Origin of the sequence: Paraburkholderia caffeinilytica (assembly GCF_051027425.1) — a bacterium.
GTDB classification, from domain to species: domain Bacteria; phylum Pseudomonadota; class Gammaproteobacteria; order Burkholderiales; family Burkholderiaceae; genus Paraburkholderia; species Paraburkholderia caffeinilytica_A.
On the sequence record NZ_CP186552.1, the window covers coordinates 627700 to 646107 of the forward strand.

At 62.6% G+C, this 18408-nt stretch carries 18 protein-coding genes; 8 read left to right on the forward strand and 10 right to left on the reverse strand.

Translation table 11 applies throughout. From position 1 onward, the window contains the following. Positions 1-53 precede the first annotated feature (53 nt). A complete protein-coding gene (gene recN, locus ACOSV0_RS02715) occupies positions 54-1724 on the reverse strand; it encodes a DNA repair protein RecN (RefSeq protein ID WP_434108591.1) in 1671 nt (556 codons plus the stop codon). A gap of 134 nt (positions 1725-1858) precedes the next feature. Beyond that, the gene (locus tag ACOSV0_RS02720) at positions 1859-2761 is read right to left on the reverse strand and encodes an NAD kinase (RefSeq protein ID WP_434108593.1); all 903 of its coding nucleotides are present in this window, start codon (positions 2759-2761) and stop codon (positions 1859-1861) included. 366 nt (positions 2762-3127) lie between these two features. Between ACOSV0_RS02720 and hrcA the strand changes: the two genes are divergently transcribed. The 3 genes from hrcA to ACOSV0_RS02735 all read left to right on the forward strand — a co-directional run bounded on the left by hrcA (position 3128) and on the right by ACOSV0_RS02735 (position 5828). Continuing rightward, positions 3128-4147 carry a heat-inducible transcriptional repressor HrcA gene (gene hrcA, locus ACOSV0_RS02725; protein ID WP_434108595.1) on the forward strand — a complete coding sequence of 340 codons (1020 nt, stop codon included), beginning with the start codon at positions 3128-3130 and terminating at the stop codon, positions 4145-4147. A gap of 194 nt (positions 4148-4341) precedes the next feature. Next, on the forward strand, positions 4342-5424 hold the full coding sequence (hemH, locus tag ACOSV0_RS02730) for a ferrochelatase (RefSeq protein WP_434108597.1): 1083 nt from the start codon (positions 4342-4344) through the stop codon (positions 5422-5424). Next, a complete protein-coding gene (locus tag ACOSV0_RS02735; RefSeq protein ID WP_434108599.1) occupies positions 5421-5828 on the forward strand; it encodes an RNA-binding S4 domain-containing protein in 408 nt (135 codons plus the stop codon). The genes hemH and ACOSV0_RS02735 overlap by 4 nt, the downstream gene beginning before the upstream one ends. Here the strand turns inward: ACOSV0_RS02735 and ACOSV0_RS02740 are convergent. Continuing rightward, entirely contained in the window at positions 5800-5961 is a 162-nt protein-coding gene (locus ACOSV0_RS02740) for a hypothetical protein (RefSeq protein ID WP_012431795.1), read from the reverse strand. The two genes, ACOSV0_RS02735 and ACOSV0_RS02740, sit on opposite strands and share 29 nt — an antisense overlap. Positions 5962-6338: 377 nt before the next feature. Here ACOSV0_RS02740 and grpE point away from each other — a divergent pair, with 377 nt between their 5' ends. From grpE to pabB, 5 genes are all read left to right on the forward strand, one after another. After that, positions 6339-6923, forward strand: coding sequence for a nucleotide exchange factor GrpE (grpE, locus tag ACOSV0_RS02745; RefSeq protein WP_434108600.1), 585 nt, complete (start codon positions 6339-6341; stop codon positions 6921-6923). Between the two features lie 49 nt (positions 6924-6972). Then, positions 6973-7410 carry a thioredoxin family protein gene (locus tag ACOSV0_RS02750; RefSeq protein WP_434108601.1) on the forward strand — a complete coding sequence of 146 codons (438 nt, stop codon included), beginning with the start codon at positions 6973-6975 and terminating at the stop codon, positions 7408-7410. A gap of 153 nt (positions 7411-7563) precedes the next feature. Beyond that, positions 7564-9516: a molecular chaperone DnaK gene (gene dnaK / locus ACOSV0_RS02755; protein WP_434108602.1), complete on the forward strand. Its 1953-nt coding sequence runs from the start codon at positions 7564-7566 to the stop codon at positions 9514-9516. 266 nt (positions 9517-9782) lie between these two features. Then, a complete protein-coding gene (gene dnaJ / locus ACOSV0_RS02760) occupies positions 9783-10925 on the forward strand; it encodes a molecular chaperone DnaJ (protein ID WP_175052138.1) in 1143 nt (380 codons plus the stop codon). Positions 10926-10949: 24 nt separating this feature from the next. Further along, the gene (pabB, locus tag ACOSV0_RS02765) at positions 10950-12860 is read left to right on the forward strand and encodes an aminodeoxychorismate synthase component I (RefSeq protein WP_434108603.1); all 1911 of its coding nucleotides are present in this window, start codon (positions 10950-10952) and stop codon (positions 12858-12860) included. 89 nt (positions 12861-12949) lie between these two features. On the opposite strand, the gene ACOSV0_RS02770 is transcribed toward pabB, so the two are convergent. The 7 genes from ACOSV0_RS02770 to hda all read right to left on the reverse strand — a co-directional run bounded on the left by ACOSV0_RS02770 (position 12950) and on the right by hda (position 18397). Next, the gene (locus ACOSV0_RS02770) at positions 12950-13084 is read right to left on the reverse strand and encodes a hypothetical protein (protein ID WP_434108604.1); all 135 of its coding nucleotides are present in this window, start codon (positions 13082-13084) and stop codon (positions 12950-12952) included. Between the two features lie 142 nt (positions 13085-13226). Next, positions 13227-14042, reverse strand: a complete 816-nt coding sequence (gene panB, locus ACOSV0_RS02775) for a 3-methyl-2-oxobutanoate hydroxymethyltransferase (protein WP_434108605.1) — start codon at positions 14040-14042, stop codon at positions 13227-13229. A 36-nt stretch (positions 14043-14078) separates the two neighbouring features. Next, on the reverse strand, positions 14079-14759 hold the full coding sequence (locus ACOSV0_RS02780; RefSeq protein ID WP_434108606.1) for a deoxynucleoside kinase: 681 nt from the start codon (positions 14757-14759) through the stop codon (positions 14079-14081). Further along, on the reverse strand, positions 14756-15304 hold the full coding sequence (gene folK / locus ACOSV0_RS02785) for a 2-amino-4-hydroxy-6-hydroxymethyldihydropteridine diphosphokinase (protein ID WP_434108607.1): 549 nt from the start codon (positions 15302-15304) through the stop codon (positions 14756-14758). Before folK ends, ACOSV0_RS02780 begins: the two co-directional genes overlap by 4 nt. A gap of 48 nt (positions 15305-15352) precedes the next feature. Beyond that, a complete protein-coding gene (gene pcnB / locus ACOSV0_RS02790; protein ID WP_434108608.1) occupies positions 15353-16936 on the reverse strand; it encodes a polynucleotide adenylyltransferase PcnB in 1584 nt (527 codons plus the stop codon). After that, positions 16933-17619, reverse strand: a complete 687-nt coding sequence (locus ACOSV0_RS02795; RefSeq protein ID WP_074285363.1) for an HAD family hydrolase — start codon at positions 17617-17619, stop codon at positions 16933-16935. The genes pcnB and ACOSV0_RS02795 overlap by 4 nt, the downstream gene beginning before the upstream one ends. Then, entirely contained in the window at positions 17612-18397 is a 786-nt protein-coding gene (hda, locus tag ACOSV0_RS02800; protein WP_434108609.1) for a DnaA regulatory inactivator Hda, read from the reverse strand. Before hda ends, ACOSV0_RS02795 begins: the two co-directional genes overlap by 8 nt. Between the last annotated feature and the right edge of the window lie 11 nt (positions 18398-18408).

The following is an 18408-nucleotide window of genomic DNA, read 5'->3' on the forward strand; positions in this document are numbered from 1 at the left end:
GCCGACTGTGCCTTGCTTTCGCGGATGACGGCGATAACGCCCAACCCGGGTTCCTACGCCGCCAACATTTCCTTCGCATGCTTGCGGGTAGTCGCGGTGATCTCCAGCCCGCCGAGCATCCGCGCGACTTCTTCGATGCGGCTCGCGCGGTCGAGCGAAGTTACGCTGCTCACCGTGCCACCCTTGCCGTTGCCCGCCTTCGCGACCTGGAAATGATGGTCGCCACGCGCGGCGACCTGCGGCAAGTGCGTGACGCACAGCACCTGACGTGCTTGTCCCAGTTGATGCAGCAGCCGTCCAACCACTTCGGCGACGCCGCCGCCGATCCCCGTATCCACTTCGTCGAAGATCAGGGTGGGTGTCGGACTCGCGGCGCTCGCAATCACAGCCAGGGCGAGGCTGATCCGCGCCAGTTCTCCACCTGAAGCAACCTTCGCGAGTGGCCGCAGCGGTACCCCGGCATGACCGGCGACGCGGAATTCAACCTGCTCGAGTCCGTGTGCACCGCCCTCCGGCAACGGCACCAGCGCCACTTCAAAGCTGCCGCCTTTCATCGACAGTTCCTGCATGCCGGTAGTCACCGCGGCGCCCAAAGCCTTGCCGGCCTTGGCGCGCGCCTTCGACAGTTTTTTCGCTTCGGTGAGGAACGCTTCTTTAGCTTTGGCAACGGCCGCATGCAGGCTGTCGAGATCGGCCGCGGCGTCGAGCGCGGCAAGTTGCGCGCGACGCGCTTCGTGTTCTTCAGGCAGCGTCTCGGGCTGCAGGCGGAATTTGCGCGCGGCCGAGTGCAGTGCGTCGAGACGCTTTTCGACCTGGGCGAGCCGGTCAGGATCCAGTTCGAGTTTCTGCGCGTAGTGGCTGAGCGAATAGGCCGCTTCCTGCAACTGGATCTCGGCCGGTTCCAGCGCCGCCAGCACGTCGTTCAGCGCCGGGTCGATCTCAGCCAGGTCGCGCACCTTCGACACGATCGAGGAAAGATGCGTGATCATCGCCTCGTCGGATTCGGATAGCGCGCCGAGCGCGCCTTGAACGCCGTCGATCAGATTGGCTGAATGCGACAGGCGGCGGTGCTCGGTGTTGACCTCTTCCCATTCGCCCGGTTGCGGCGAAAGTTTATCCAGTTCGGTGAGTTGCCAGGCGAGGCGCTCACGCTCCAGTTGCAGTTCGCGGTCGCGTGTTTGCGCATGCTCGACGGCCTGAACCTTTTCGCGCCACGAACGCCACGCACGCGTGACGGTTGCTGCGGTTTCCGTGAGGCCGGCATGGGTGTCGAACAGTTCGCGTTGCGCGTCCGGGCGCATCAGCAACTGGTGCGCATGCTGCCCGTGAATATCCACCAGCATTTCGCCGACTTCGCGCAACTGCGCAAGTGTCGCCGCCGTACCGTTGATGAACGCACGCGAGCGGCCGTTTGCATCCACCACTCGACGCAGCATCACGGTGCTGCCCGGATGGTCCTCCTCGGCAGTCGTGCCGAGCGCCTGCTCGTCGAGCCATTGCTCGACTTGCGCATGCGTCTCGAACTCCGCGGTGATGTCGGCGCGGCTCTCGCCGGTGCGTACCACGCTCGCGTCGGCACGGGCGCCGAGCGCGAGGGCCAGCGCGTCGATCAGGATCGACTTGCCGGCGCCTGTTTCCCCGGAGAAAACGGTAAAGCCGCTGTCGAATTCGAGATCGAGCGCGGCGACGATGACGAAGTCGCGTATCGAGAGGTGGCGAAGCATGGAGGTCGTCTGATGAGCGTGAGATTCAGGGTTCGGCAGCGGCGGTGTTCGTGTTTCGGCGGTCAGGCGTTTCGGCATTTCGGTGCCCGGCGTCCCGGTGGCCCAGCATTCCGGCAGCCCGGCATTCCGGCCGCTCAGGGCTTGATATCTTCTTCGTGCGACGGGTATTCGTTCCAGTGCAACTTCTTGCGCAGCGTCGCGAAATGGCTGTAGCCGACCGGGTGCAGCATCGGCACCGTATGACGCGAGCGGCGCACTTCGATCGTGTCGCTCAATTCCAACGAAGTGAACGACTGCATGTCGAAATTGACGTTCACTTCGCGGCCCGAGACGATCTGGATGCTCACCTTCGAGTCGTCCGGCAGCACGATGGGCCGGTTCGACAGCGCATGCGGCGCGATCGGCACCAGTACGATGCCCTGTAATTGCGGATGCAGGATCGGCCCTTGCGAGGACAGCGCGTAAGCGGTCGAACCCGTAGGCGTGGCGACGATCAGGCCGTCCGAGCGCTGGTTGTACATGAAGCGCCCGTCCACCGAGACATGCAGTTCCGCCATGCCCGAGAAACCGCTACGGTTGACCACCACGTCGTTGAAGGCCAGCGCGTGATAGATCGGCGTGCCGCCGCGCATGATGCGCGCTTCGAGCAGCATGCGCTCTTCACGCTCGAAGTTGCCGGCAAGCATTTGCGGCACGATCTCGCGCATGTCGGAGATCGGAATGTCGGTGATGAAGCCAAGCCGCCCGTGGTTGATGCCGATCAGCGGCGTGCGGTAGGGCGCAAGCTGGCGGCCGATGCCCAGCATCGTGCCGTCGCCGCCCAGTACCACGGCAACGTCGGCACGCGCGCCGATCTCGGCGGGGCGCAGCGCCGGATAGTCGGTGACGCCGATTTCGGCGGCGGTGTCGGCTTCGAACACGACCTCGAAGCCGCGCTTCGCGATGCACGAGGCGAGCGCGGTCAGCGGCTCCCCGATGCCCGGCGTATTGTTGCGCCCAACGAGCGCTACGGTCTTGAACTGGCTAGTCACTTGCATGCCGGCATTACACCATAGGTAGGGCCTGAAAAGAACCGCAGACAGACCCGGTGGCGGGCCTGCGCAGATGGGCTGTCAGCGCCTTGGGCGATTATCGTTAGAATGGTGAAGCTTTGATGACATGCGCGCCGCTTGTAGTCTGACGGCGTGCGGCCGGCGGACTCGTGGAATGGGCGGCTGGCGAGGCGCCGGGCCAGGGTCTGGACGAGGCACTGGACGAGGCGCCGGCAAGAATGCTGGACACAGCGCCGGTCAAGGCGCCGCACAGAATACGAGGCGCCGCCCCGCCAACCGGCAGCACGATAGTCAGGGGGCGGCAACGTTAGCGCTCGCTGTAGTCGCATCATTGAGCTAAAATTTTCCGTCATGCTAGATCCTCGCGCACAAACCCTCCTCAAAACGCTGATCGAGCGCTACATCGCCGAAGGTCAGCCGGTCGGCTCGCGCACGTTGTCGCGCTATTCCGGTCTCGAACTGAGTCCGGCAACGATCCGCAACGTGATGTCCGACCTCGAGGACCTGGGGCTCGTGATCAGTCCGCATACTTCGGCGGGCCGGATTCCGACGCCGCGCGGCTACCGCCTGTTCGTCGATACCATGCTGACGATGGAATCCGCCGCGGACGAAGAAGCGGTGATGCGCATTGTCAAGACCACGCTGCAGGCGGGCGAACCGCAGAAAGTCGTCGCCGCGGCGGCCAGCGTGCTGTCCAATCTGTCGCAGTTCGCCGGTGTGGTGCTCACGCCGCGCCGCAGCCACGTGTTCAAGCAGATCGAGTTCATGCGCCTGTCGGACAAGCGCATCCTGCTGATCATCGTGACGCCCGAGGGTGACGTACAGAATCGCATCATGGCGACCCAGCGCGACTTTTCGCCGTCGCAACTGGTGGAAGCCTCCAATTACATCAACGCGCACTTCGCGGGCCTCTCGTTCGACGACGTGCGCCGCCGTCTGCGCGAAGAAATCGACGAGCTGCGCGGCGACATGACCACGCTGATGCACGCCGCGGTCACGGCCAGCACGGACGAATCCGACACCGGCGAGACCGTGCTGATTTCCGGCGAGCGCAACCTGCTCGAAGTCGCCGACCTTTCGTCGGACATGGCGCGCTTGCGCAAGCTGTTCGATGTATTCGACCAAAAAACCAGTCTCCTTCAGTTGCTCGACGTGTCGAGTCACGCCGCGGGCGTGCAGATTTTCATCGGCGGCGAGTCGAATCTCGTGCCGATCGAGGAAATGAGCGTGGTCACCGCGCCTTATGAGGTGAACGGCAAGATCGTCGGCACGCTCGGCGTGATCGGGCCGACCCGCATGGCCTACAACCGCGTGATCCCAATCGTGGATATCACCGCGCGGCTGCTGTCACTGACGCTGAGCCAACAATAGCCAACAGTAACCAGCAATCGGCAGCGGTATCTGCGGGCGGTGACACCTCGTGCTGCAAATGATGCGCGACAGCGCGCGGCTTGCCAATTGGCCGAATGGCCAGGGGGCCCTGGCGGACCTCGCGATGGACCGCGCCGCTATAATGAATCCCACCTGAACCGACTTTCCGCTTAAAGCGGTTATCCCAGTTGCCTATGCGCTTCGACCTCGAGCGGCCATCACAGAACGCCACGTCACATCGTGTCGCCGTGTTGCTGATCAATCTCGGCACGCCTGACGCGCCGACGCCGCGTGCGGTCCGTCGCTATCTTGCGCAGTTCCTGTCCGATCCTCGCGTGGTCGAAATTCCGGCGCTGCTCTGGCAGGTGATTCTGCGGCTGCTGATTTTGCCGTCCCGGAGCCGTTCGTCGGCGAAGAAGTACGCGGCCGTGTGGATGCCGGAAGGTTCGCCGCTGCGTGTCTTCACGGAGAAGCAGGTAGAGGGCTTGCGCCATTTGCTGCAATTGAACGACTACACGGTGCTGGTCGACTACGCCATGCGTTATGGCACGCCCGGCATTCCGGCCATGCTGAATCAGCTGAAGCTGGCGGGCGCCGAGCGCGTGCTGCTGGTGCCTATGTATCCGCAGTATTCGTCGTCGACCACGGCCACGGCTTTCGACGACGCCTTTTCAGCGCTCAAGCGCATGCGCAATCAGCCGGAAATCCGCACGGTGCGCCAGTATGCCGATCATCCGGCGTATATCGCCGCGCTTGCCGCGCAGGTGCATCAGTACTGGCATCAGCACGGCCGGCCGGACTTCGCGGCGGGCGACAAGCTGGTGCTGAGTTTTCACGGGGTGCCCAAGCGCACGATGGATCTTGGCGATCCGTACCACGAGCAATGCCAGCAGACCGGCGCGTTGTTGATGCAGGCGCTGGGATTGACCCAGGTGGAATGCCGCATCACATTTCAGTCGCGGTTCGGTAAGGCCGAATGGCTGCAACCGTATACCGCACCCACGCTGAAGGAATTGGGCTCGGCGGGCGTGCGGCGTGCCGACGTGTTCTGTCCGGGCTTTACCGCCGATTGCCTTGAAACGATTGAAGAAATCGGCATGGAAGTACGCGACGATTTCCTGCGGGCGGGCGGCAAGGAGTTTCACCGGATTCCCTGCGTGAACGCTTCGCACGCGTGGATTGCCGCGCTGGGCGAAATCGTCGCGCAGAATCTGCAGGGCTGGCCCGTGCAAGCGGTGCCGGTGCCGCACACGACCGGGGCTTCGGCAGGCTCATGAACTACAGGATTTCAACTGAACCGGGCGCGAAACTGCGCATCGACAAATGGCTGTGGGCGGCGCGCTTCTTCAAGACCCGCTCGCTGGCGGCGGATGCCGTCGACAAAGGGCATGTGCGCATCGGCGGCGCGAGCGTCAAGCCGGCCAAAGATGTGCGCGTCGGCGACCTGGTCGAGATCGAGATTGAGCGGATTGTGTGGCAGGTGGAAGTGCTGGGCATGTGCGACGTGCGTGGCCCGGCCAGCATCGCGCAGACGCTTTATGCGGAAACTGAAGAGAGTAAGGTGAAGCGGCAGGTTGAGCAGGAGCGGCGCAAGACGTACCGGGAACCGGCCGCCGCTTTACACGGCAGGCCGACCAAGCGCGACCGGCGCACTATCGACAAACTTTCAGGTGGGGATTGAACAGTTGTTCCATCGTCGCGTGCACACCGCCGTACTCGGTGGTGTGATCGTTGACGGCCCCGGACATGCAGATGGTCGTGGTGCCCGCGATCAGTACCAATGCGACCACCGATATTGCAAAGGTCAGTTTCACGGTGCCCCCTTGGGAAGATTCAGGACGGAAACGGGCTAATCAGGTGGAATTGAAAAATATCGGTAAGGCTTACGTCAGGTTAGGGTTAACGCGTCTTTTCCGATGCTTTAATGGAGCATAGGCCACTTGCCGGGCGCACTCAATCTCAATCTGATTGCGACTCAATAATGGTTGTAACCGGGCATTTCTGCCGGACGCCCGTGGTGCGAAAAGTTCCGTGAGAGGCGCTTGAAATGGGTCTTTCCGGCCCCATCTGCCGTTTTGATATGCGTTGACGCATCAAGTTGTCTGTCGCTATTTTGCAACGCACCAATTGCGACAGTTTTTGAAGCGTTGCCGCCACCGTTAGCTTTAACTTTTTAACGACTTTCAGCGACATGGAAAACACGCAAGAGAACCCGACGAGCCAGAATCCCACGCCCGCCGACGAAACCGAGCGCCAGGCCGCCGAGGCCGCAGCATCCCAGCAGGAAGCGGCCGTAAACGCTGCGCCTGAAGCGCCGGCAACCGGCGCGGAAGCCGCATTGGCCGAAGCAGAGGCGAAGATCGCCGAGTTGCAGGAAAGCTTCCTGCGGGCAAAGGCTGAGACTGAGAACGTGCGCCGCCGCGCCCAGGAAGACGTCACCAAGGCTCACAAGTTCGCGATCGAAAGTTTCGCTGAGCATTTGCTGCCGGTGGTCGACAGCCTCGAAGCAGCGGTTGCCCATTCGTCCGACGACCTGCAGAAAGTGCGCGAAGGCGTCGAACTCACGCTGCGCCAGCTTAGCGGCGCGCTGGAGAAGGGCCGTGTAGTCGCCCTGAATCCGGTTGGCGAGAAGTTCGACCCGCATCGTCATCAGGCGATTTCGATGGTGCCGGCCGATCAGGAACCGAACACCGTCGTTGCTGTGCTGCAAAAAGGCTTCGTGATCGCCGACCGCGTGCTGCGTCCGGCCCTCGTGACCGTCGCGGCGCCGAAGTAAGCATCAGCGCCGCTTATCGGCCGTTCCGCCTGACAGAGCAGGTACCGTCATGGCCAACATTCCCATCGACGCCACCGCGTTCACCGTCTTTGGCATGCAGGAGCTCAGCGCCGGTTCATTCGACGCCGGGCTCGCCGAAGCCGGCGATGAACTGGCCGTGGTGTTTTTCTGGGGCCTCGACTGCTTTAACTGCGAGATCGCCAAGAAGGCAATGCTGGCTCAGCCGGACGCGATTCGCGCGCTCGGTCTCAGATGGTTTCACAGCAACGTCTACGAGCATCGCGAACTGGGCAGGCGTTTCATGCTTCACGGCGTGCCCACCTGGTTCTTCTTTTACCGAGGCAAGCGGCTCGGCCGGGCAACCGGCTGGCACGGTCTTGGGCAGTTCGAGGCGGCGGTCGCTGCCGCGCGGGACAAGATCCGGGCGGCCAATGCAGTCGGCAGCGCGGCAAATGGTGAAAAAAGCGGCAAAAGTTCGACCGATTGAAAAAAATTAAAGACCGCATCGCAAAAGAGGTCTTGAAAACGATGCGGACGCACTTATGTTGAGTGCAGGCAGGAATTGAGAGCGGATCGCCGTACCGCCAGATGGCCAAAAACGGCGTTTCCCGCAGCGATCAAAGTTAGGAGATTAGTAAAAATGGGCAAAATCATCGGCATCGACCTCGGCACGACCAACTCGTGCGTGGCGATCATGGAAGGCAATTCGGTCAAAGTGATCGAGAACTCGGAAGGTGCGCGCACCACGCCGTCGATCATCGCTTACATGGAAGACGGCGAGATTCTCGTCGGCGCGCCTGCGAAGCGTCAGTCGGTTACGAACCCGAAGAACACGCTGTACGCGGTTAAGCGCCTGATCGGCCGCCGCTTCGAAGAAAAGGAAGTGCAGAAAGACATCGCGCTGATGCCGTACAAGATCATGAAGGCCGATAACGGCGACGCATGGATCGAAGTGCGCGACCAGAAGCTCGCACCGCCGCAAATCTCCGCGGAAACGCTGCGCAAGATGAAGAAGACCGCTGAAGACTACCTCGGCGAGCCGGTCACCGAAGCCGTGATTACGGTTCCCGCGTACTTCAACGACAGCCAGCGCCAGGCAACCAAAGACGCAGGCCGCATCGCCGGTCTGGAAGTGAAGCGGATCATCAACGAACCGACCGCAGCCGCTTTGGCGTTCGGTCTGGACAAGGCCGAAAAGGGCGACCGCAAGATCGCGGTGTATGACCTGGGCGGCGGTACGTTCGACGTGTCGATCATCGAAATCGCCGACGTTGACGGTGAAATGCAGTTCGAAGTGCTGTCCACGAACGGCGACACGTTCCTCGGCGGTGAAGACTTCGATCAACGCATCATCGATTACATCATCAGCGAGTTCAAGAAGGAACAAGGCGTCGATCTGTCGAAAGACGTGCTCGCGCTGCAACGCCTGAAGGAATCGGCTGAAAAGGCGAAGATCGAGCTGTCGTCGAGCCAGCAGACCGAAATCAACCTGCCGTACATCACGGCCGACGCGTCGGGTCCGAAGCACTTGAACCTGAAGATCACGCGCGCCAAGCTGGAAGCGCTGGTTGAAGAGCTGATCGAACGCACGATCGAACCGTGCCGCATGGCGATCAAGGACGCAGGCGTGAAGGTCGGCGAAATCGACGACGTGATTCTGGTCGGCGGTATGACCCGCATGCCGAAGGTGCAGGAAAAGGTTAAGGAATTCTTCGGCAAGGATCCGCGCCGTGACGTGAACCCGGACGAAGCCGTGGCCGTTGGCGCCGCGATTCAAGGCCAGGTTCTGTCGGGCGACCGCACGGACGTTCTGCTGCTCGACGTGACCCCGCTGTCGCTCGGCATCGAAACGCTCGGCGGCGTGATGACGAAGATGATCAACAAGAACACCACGATCCCGACCAAGCACGCACAGGTCTACTCGACGGCTGACGACAATCAGGGCGCCGTGACGATCAAGGTGTTCCAGGGCGAACGCGAAATGGCAGCGGGCAACAAGCTGCTGGGCGAGTTCAACCTCGAAGGCATTCCGCCGGCACCGCGCGGCACGCCGCAGATCGAAGTGAGCTTCGACATCGACGCGAACGGCATTCTGCACGTCGGCGCGAAAGACAAGGCGACCGGCAAGGAAAACCGCATCACAATCAAGGCGAACTCGGGTCTGTCCGAAGCCGAAATCGAGAAGATGGTGAAGGACGCCGAAGCGAACGCGGAAGAAGATCACAAGCTGCGTGAGTTGGCCGACGCCCGCAACCAGGGCGACGCGCTGGTCCACAGCACGAAGAAGGCGCTCACCGAATACGGCGACAAGCTGGACGCCGGCGAGAAGGAAGCGATCGAAACCGCGCTGAAGGACCTTGAAGAAACGCTGAAGAGCGGTTCGAGCGACAAGGCAGCGATCGAAGCCAAGATCGAAGTGGTGGCCACGGCCTCGCAGAAGATGGGCGAGAAGATGTACGCCGACATGCAGGCTGCGCAAGGTGCCGAAGCTGCGGCAGCGGGCGCGGCAGGTGCGGGTGCGTCGGCTGGTGGTGCGAGCCAGCAGCAGGACGACGTGGTCGACGCTGACTTCAAGGAAGTGAAGAAAGACTAAAGCCGGGTCGCAATCTGACCGTAAAGCCGCACACAGCAGTGTGTGCGGCCTGGCTGCAAAACGGTTTGCTCCCGTCCGGGTGCATGAACCTGCAAAGCGGTTATCGCGCCTGGTGAGCCTTTTTGGGCTCTCCGGGCACATTTGTTTTATGGAGGGCGTTGTTTGAACCGCGTCAAAACGGTGTGAACAGCGGCCGGACGAGTCGCAAGACTCCAGCATTCAAGAGGAGCCACCGCGTTCCATTGCGCGAGTGGCGTTGAACCGATATGGCGAAACGGGATTACTACGAGGTTCTGGGCGTCGCAAAGAACGCGAGCGACGACGAAATCAAGAAGGCTTATCGCAAGCTTGCGATGAAGCACCACCCCGACCGTAATCCGGGCAACAAGGATGCGGAAGAGCATTTCAAAGAGGTGAAGGAAGCCTATGAAATGCTGTCGGACTCGCAAAAGCGTGCTGCGTACGATCAGTACGGCCACGCGGGTGTCGATCCGAACATGGGCGGAGCCGGTGCACAAGGCTTCGGCGGTTTTGCCGATGCGTTCGGCGATATTTTCGGCGACATCTTCGGCCAGGCGGCCGGCGGTGCCGCACGTGGCGGTGGCGGCCGAGCCGGCCCGCAGGTGTATCGCGGCGCCGATCTGCGCTACAGCATGGAAATCACGCTGGAACAGGCCGCGCATGGCTACGACACGCAGATTCGCGTGCCGAGCTGGGTGTCGTGCGAAATCTGTCACGGTTCGGGCGCGAAGCCCGGCACCAAGCCGGAAACCTGCCCGACCTGTAGCGGTTCGGGTTCGGTGCGGATGTCGCAGGGCTTTTTCAGCATCCAGCAGACCTGCCCTAAGTGTCATGGCACCGGCACTTACATCCCTGAACCGTGCGGCCACTGCCACGGCGCGGGCAAGGTGAAGGAAACCAAGACGCTGGAAGTGAAGATTCCGGCAGGTATCGACGACGGCATGCGCATCCGCTCGGCCGGCAACGGTGAGCCGGGTATCAACGGCGGTCCGTCGGGCGATCTGTACGTCGAGATTCACATCAAGCAGCACTCGGTGTTCGAGCGCGACGGCGACGACCTGCATTGCCAGATGCCGATTCCGTTCACCACGGCGGCACTCGGCGGCGAAATCGAAGTGCCGACCCTCGCGGGTCGCGCGAGCTTCACGGTGCCGGAAGGCACGCAGTCGGGCAAGACGTTCCGTCTGCGTGGCAAGGGTATCAAGGGGCTGCGTTCGAGCATCGCCGGCGATCTGTACGTGCACGTGCAAGTCGAAACGCCGGTCAAGCTCACCGAGTCGCAGCGCGAGTTGCTTCAGCAATTCGAGAAGGCGCTCGTGGAAGGCGGCGCGCGGCATAGCCCGCAGAGCAAGAGCTGGTTCGATCGGGTGAAGAGCTTCTTCGATTAATAGCGGCTTGATTTGGCGGCAAGCATGACGGCAGATGAGCACGACGCAGTTTTCACGTTGCTCGACGATTGCGACGCGACGGCGGCGCGCCGTTCGAGTCGTCTGTACACGGGTTTTGTGCATGAACGGGTTTGCGCGGACGCCGCGCAACTCGAAACCGTGTGCGAGACCGTGGCCGCGGATACACGGCGTGGTTTGCATGCCGTCGTGCTCGCCGATTATGAGTTTGGCCGGCATCTTCTCGATAGCGGCCTTGCTCACCAGGCATTGAAAGAAACGCAGCGTGGCGATGCCACGCTGCGTTTTTTATTGTTTGAACGTTGCGAGAAACTGTCGCGCGACGATGTAGACGCGTGGCTCATGGAACGCGACGGCGGCGCGGCTGAGGCGTCGGTGGCGGGCACGGCGAACGTGCGCGAGAGCGTCGACCCCAGGCAATTCAACGAAGCGATCGACGCAATCCATGCCGCCCTGCGCGCGGGCGATTCTTATCAGGTCAACTACACGTACCGGCTTGATTTCGATGTATTCGGCTCGCCGACCGCGCTTTATCGGCGCCTGCGAGCGCGTCAGCCGGTTCGGTACGGCGCGTTGATCGCGTTGCCGGGCGACGAGTGGGTGCTGTCGTGTTCGCCGGAGTTGTTCATCGAGAAGGAAGGCGCCATGCTGTGCGCCCGGCCGATGAAAGGTACGGCACCGCGATCGGAGGATCCTGCCGCGGATCGCGGCACCGCCGAGTTCCTTGCAAACGACCCGAAGAATCGCGCCGAAAACGTGATGATCGTCGACTTGTTGCGCAACGATCTGTCGCGCGTGGCGCAGACGGGCTCGGTCAATGTGCCGGCACTGTTTTCGGTTGAGCCGTATGCGTCGGTTTGGCAGATGACTTCGACTGTGCATGCGACGTTGCGCGGCGACACGTCGTTCGCCGGGATCATGCGTGCGCTGTTTCCATGCGGTTCGATCACCGGTGCGCCGAAGCATCGCACGATGCAGTTGATCGAGGCGCTGGAAAGCACGCCGAGGGGTCTCTATACCGGTGCGATCGGTTGGCTCGACGCTCCTGCGAGTGCTGCCGATGCCCTCCCGGCGACTGCGCGCGAAAATACCTGCGGCGATTTTTGCCTGTCCGTCGCGATCCGCACATTGACCTTAACCCCGACCGCGCAGCCGGGCGAACTACGAGGCAAGATGGGCGTCGGCGCGGGCATCGTGCTCGACAGCGTCGCCGCGGACGAATATGCAGAGTGCCAATTGAAGGCCCGCTTTCTGACCGGTGCCGAGCCGGGTTTCGAACTCTTTGAAACGATGCACGCGACGCGGGAAGAAGGCGTGCGGCATCTGTCGCACCATCTCGCACGACTCTCGGCGAGTGCCGCAACGCTAGGTTTCAAGCTCGACGACGAAAACGAAATTCGCGCGCAAATCGCAGAGAAATGTGCGGCGTTGCCAGCGCAAACTCCACATCGCATGCGCCTCGCGTTAAGCAAGAACGGCACGGTGCAGATAACCACGGCAGTGCTGACGCCGTTGGCCGACTCGACCGTCGGCGTGTTACTCGGACCGGATCACCAGTTCCCTGCGATGGACGCTAACGATCCGCTGCTGCGCCACAAAACCACCCGCCGGGCCGACTACGATCGCGGCTGGCGCGAGGCCGAAGCGAAGGGCGCATTCGACACGCTGTTCTTTAACGAGCGCGGCGAGTTGACCGAAGGTGGCCGGTCGAACGTATTTGTGAAGCTGGCGGGGCAGTGGTGGACGCCGCCATTAGAATCGGGTGTGCTGCCCGGAGTCATGCGGAGTGTGCTGCTGGAGGATACGGACCTTCACGCTGCTGAGCGCGTGCTGACTCGAGTCGATGTGCAGAATGCCGAAGCGCTTCTGGTGTGCAACGCGCTGCGAGGCGCGGTAAAGGCGCGCGTGCTGGGTTAGGAGGCAGGAAGGGCTGCTAAGGCAAGGCACGACTAAGGCTCAAGGCCAGTCGCACTGCTGCCTTTGAGTACCGCGAACTCCGCACCAGCTTAACCGTGGCGAACATGCAGTACGCGGATTACCCATCCGGACAGGCGTGCGCGCCAGGTCGATTCCCGCACGTCATGCGGTGCGGTGGCGTGGTCGCGGATTCCCGCTACGTCGATCAGGCAAAAGGGGCTCATGGTCATCTCTCTTCGGTGCGCGGCCAGGCCGCGTTAATGGGTAGACGAAGATAGATGACCAGGTTTTCAGACGATATCAGACGGGTCCCAAACAGACGCAACCGCTCCCGCCCGAGGCGTAGTCTGCTAGCAGATCAAGCGTTCAGAACGTGTGCTCCGGCCCCGGGAACGAGCCGTCCTTCACGGCGCGCACATAGGCTTCCACGGCAGCCTGGATGTTCGGCTGTCCCTGCATGAAATCCTTCACAAAGCGCGGCCGCTTGCCTGGGAAAATTCCCAGCATGTCGTGCAGCACCAGCACCTGACCTGAGCAATCCAGACCCGCGCCGATCCCGATGGTCGGAATCCGCAATTGCTTGGTGACTTCGCTCCCGAGCAGTGTCGGAATCGCTTCGATCACGATCAATTGGGCGCCCGCATTCTGTACGGCGAGCGAGTCGCGCAGTACCTGGCTCGCGCCGGCATCGGTCTTGCCCTGCACCTTGAAACCGCCGAATGCATGCACCGATTGCGGTGTCAGGCCGACGTGCGCGCACACCGGAATCGACCGTTCGACCAGAAAGCGCACCGTGTCCGCGAGCCACTCGCCGCCCTCGAGCTTCACCATTTGCGCGCCGGCGCGCATGAGTTCCACCGAACTCCTGAAGGCGTCCTCCGGCGTGCCGTACGTGCCGAACGGCAGGTCCGCGACCACCAGCGCCGAGGGCCTGGCCCGCGCGACGCTCGCCGTGTGATACGCGATGTCGGCAAGCGACACCGGCAGCGTGGTCGTCTGACCTTGCAGCACATTGCCGAGCGAGTCGCCGATCAGCAACACGTCGACGCCCGCGCGATCCAGCAACGCGGCGAAGCTCGCGTCGTAACAGGTCAGCATGGCGATCTTTTCGCCGGCGTCGCGCATTGCCTGCAGTTTCGGCACGGTGATGGCGTTCCGGCTCGCTTCCTGCAAATAGGTCATGGGGAAATCCGTTGGAAAAAAGAGAGGGCGCGCCGCTTAAAGCGACGTGCCTTTGACAAAGAATTCCTTGCGGCCGCGCATGGTTTCGATGCGTTCGGTGAGTAGCGCAAGGTCCGCGTCCGAGTCGAGCGGATTCAGATGTTCAGCGTTGACCGTCAACACGGGGGCACGGTCGTAGTGATAGAAAAACTCGTTGTAGGCGTCGCAGAGCGCATGCAGATAGGCATCGGAGATCTGCAGTTCCATCGGCACGGCGCGCTTCTGGATGCGCGCGAACAGCACTTCGGGACTGGCTTGCAGATAGACCACGAAATCCGGCGTTGGCGCGCTCACGTCGAGGCGCGCGGCGAGGGCGCGATAAAGCTGCCACTCGTCTTCCTGCAGCGTCAGACGCGCGAAGATGTCGTTCTTCTGCGTCATGAAGTCGGCGATAAGCGATGTGCCCGCCACATGCGCGGCTGCTACTTCCTGGGCTTGCTGCGCGCGCTGCAAGGCGAAATGCAACTGCGCGGGTAACGCATAACGTGCGGTGTCGCGATAAAAACGTTCGAGAAAGGGATTGTCCTGCGGCCGCTCGAACAGTTCCTGCATCGACCAGCGCTGTGCGAGCCGCCGTGCGAGCGAGGTCTTGCCGACGCCGATCGGTCCTTCGATCGCGAGATAGCCGAAGGGCGGCCGTAGTTGCGGCGCGGTGACGGTGAGTGGTGGCGAATTCATTCGCAACGGCCCTTGTTCCTGGCAGGGGCGTCGGCGGTCAATGCATTGAGCATTGGACACTGGCAGGGCCCCTTCACCTTTTCGATGCGTTGATCGCTCACGCCGTCAAGCAGGGCCTGGGCTCGGCCGCGTTGCGGGATGATCAGCGCGGCGTCGATCTCGACCAGCGGCACGAGCGCGAAGGCGCGTTCGACCAGACGCGGATGCGGCACGATCAGATCGGCTTCGTCGATCGATTGATCGCCGTATAGCAGGATGTCCAGATCGAGCGTGCGCGGAGCGTTGCGGAACGGCCGCTCACGGCCGAACTGATGCTCGATCTTGTGGCACAGCGCGAGCAGATGCCGCACGGGGAGCGTCGTCTCGACCTTCACGACGCAGTTGAAATAGTCGTCACCGCCCGCGTCGATCGGGGCGGTGCGATACAGGCTCGACTTGGCGAGCACGGTGATGGTGTGCTGTTGTGCCAGACACACCACCGCGTCTTTCAGGGTCTGGCGCGCGTCCCCGAGATTCGCGCCGAGGCCGAGATAAGCAACCGTCATGGCATAACTTCCTGCGACTATCGTTCGACGGCAACAGCGAACGCTGCGTCAGTCTTCGTGCGAGCCGTCATGGCCCACGTCGTTGGCTGTGCGTTCGGCTGGTGTGCCGCCCTCCATTCCGTCGCCCGGTTTGCGGCTCCTCGCGCCACTGCTGCGCCGCCGTCGTTTTCTGGGGCTTCGGTCCTTCCCGCCTTGCGTGAGCAATGTCTCACGCGCAGCGACGTCTCCTTCGATGAACTCCGTCCACCACGCACCGACCGACTCCTCGAGTTCGCCCGATTCGCAACGTAACAGGAGGAAATCATACCCCGCTCTAAATCTTTGGTGTTCCAGCAGCTTTAGCGCGCTTCTTCCCGAGCGTTTCTCGAGGCGCAACTGCAGGCCCCAGATCTCGCGCATATCCGACGAAAACCGCTTGTGGATCGCGAGCTTCTCGGTTTGCATGTCGAGGACTTCGTCCATTGCGCGATGCAGGGCCGGCACCGGATATTCGCCGTTTGCTTCAAATTGTTGCCAGCGCGTCTGGACGTCGTGCCACAGCAGCGTGGCGAACAGGAAACCCGGCGAAACCGGCTTGCCGGCGCGCACGCGGGCGTCCGTGTTGCTGAGCGCGAGCGTGATGAATTTCTCGCCGATCGGCTGCTCCAGCACCACGTCCAGCAGCGGCAGCAAGCCGTGATGCAGGCCTTCCTGGCGCAGACGTTTCAAACAGGCGAGCGCGTGGCCCGACAGCATCAGCTTGAGCATCTCGTCGAACAGACGCGCGGCCGGCACGTTGTTGATCAGATCGGCCATCTTTGCGATCGGCGCGCGAGTCGTGTCTTCGATCTCGAAGTCGAGCTTGGCGGCAAAACGCACCACACGCAGCATGCGCACCGGGTCCTCGCGATAACGCGTGGCCGGGTCGCCGATCATGCGCAACAGACGTGCGCGCATGTCGGCCATGCCGTTGTGATAGTCCAGCACGGTTTGCGTGGCCGGATCGTAGTACATCGCGTTGATCGTGAAGTCGCGGCGCGTGGCGTCTTCGTGCTGCTCGCCCCAGACGTTGTCGCGCAACACGCGGCCACTGGCGTCCACTGCATGGGTGCGGCGGTCGAGCTCGTCGCGCTTCAGGCGACGCGGCGGCGCGGCGTCGGCGGCGGGCGGATCGACCAGCGCGCGGAAGGTCGAGGTTTCGATGATTTCCTGGCCGAACTGCACGTGCACGATCTGAAACCGGCGGCCGATGATGCGGGCGCGGCGGAACAGCTTCTGTACCTGTTCGGGCGTGGCGTCGGTCGCGACGTCGAAGTCTTTCGGCTTGATGCCGAGCAGCAGATCGCGCACCGCGCCACCGACGATAAACGCGCGGTGTCCCGCCTCCTGCAGACCTTCGGTGACGCGAATCGCGTTCCTCGAGATCAGCGACGGATCGATGCCATGCACGTCGTGCGGAATGATGACCGGCACGTCGGGGTCCCGCACGGCTTTGGCGGCCGGCCGGGCCGGTTTGCGGCGCGCTTTGCCTGCGCTGGACGCGTTGCGTGCCGGTGCCTCGCCGGCTTCGTCTGCTTCGGCTTCGGCGGGCGTGGTGTTGTCAGCGGGCGCCGAGTCCTGGCCGAATAGCTTGCGTATAAGTTTTTTGATCACGAGGGTTGAAAGAGTTCGAGGATGCGCCAGCCTTTGGCCTGCGCATGGGCGCGCAATGTGTCGTCGGGATTGGTCGCGATCGGATCGGTGACCTTGTCGAGCAGCGGGATGTCGTTGTGCGAGTCGCTATAGAAATAGCTGTGCTCGAAGTCGCTCCAGGTCTTGCCAAGCGATGCCAGCCACGCCTCGGTACGGACGATCTTGCCTTCCTTGTAGCTGGGCGTGCCGGTGGGGCGGCCGGTGTACGGCGAATGCGGCTGGCCGTCGACGGTTTCCGCTTCGCAGGCAATCAGTGCATCGACACCGAACGCCTGCGCGATCGGGCGGGTGATGAATTCGTTGGTTGCCGTGACCACGCAGCAGAGATCGCCGGCTTCGCGATGCTCCCTGACCAATTCCAATGCAACCGGAAAAATCGCCGGTTTGATCACTTCATGCATGTATTGAGCGTGAAGGTCGGCGAGTTGCGCGCGCGTGTACTTCGCGAGCGGCGTGAGCATGGCGATCAGATAAGCGTGAATGTCGAGCTTGCCGGCTTTGTAGTCGGCGAAAAAGCGGTCGTTTTCACGGGCGAAATTTTCGGCGTCGACCATGCCTTGTTTCACCATGAAGCGGCCCCATTCGTGGTCGCTGTCAGTGGGAATGAGCGTGTGATCGAGGTCGAAGAGTGCGAGATTAGCCATGGGGGCCTATTTTACTTGAAGCGGCGGCGAGGGACGCGGATGACGCGGCGGGCGACACCGACGAGGTGGGCGCCGTGCGTCGTTCGTCGGCGTCGGGCGAGGCCAGCATGGTGCGCAGGAGCGGCAGCGTGACCGCGCGTTTCTGTTCGAGCGAGAAGCGGTCGAGCGCGTCGAGCAAGGCCATCAGGCTTGGCATGTCGCGGCGAAAATGCGTGAGCAGATAGGCGGGGACGTCGTCGGCAAGCATGATGCCGCGCTCGCGCGCCGCGTGTTTCAGCACCGCGGCCTTGCCTTCGTCCGGCAGCGGCGCGAGATGAAACACGAGGCCCCAGCCGAGTCGCGTGCGCAGATCTTCGCGCACCGTCATGCCGATCGGCGGCGCATTGCCCGCGGCGACGAGCGCGCTGGTGGGATGCGCGCGCACTTCGTTGAACAGATTGAACACGGCAATCTGCTGTGCCGCCGACAGGGCGTCGCAATCGTCGATCGCATAGAGCGCGACGCGCGGGTCGAACGTGAAGGCGGCGAGGCTGCTCTGCGGACCGGCAAAGCGTGCATGACCCGGCGGCGCCTCGTGGACCAGCGCCTGCAGCAAGTGCGTGCGGCCGCTGCCGGCTTCGCCCCAGACATAGAACGTGCGATCGGCCACTGGCCCGGCCGCGAGCGCGTTGTCGAGCTCGCGCAGCCGCGTGACCAGCTCGGCGTTGGCGCCGGCGAAGAAATTGTCGAATGTCGATGGCGGCGGGGTGCCGAGATCGAGCGTCAGTTGACGAAGCACAGTAGGTTAAT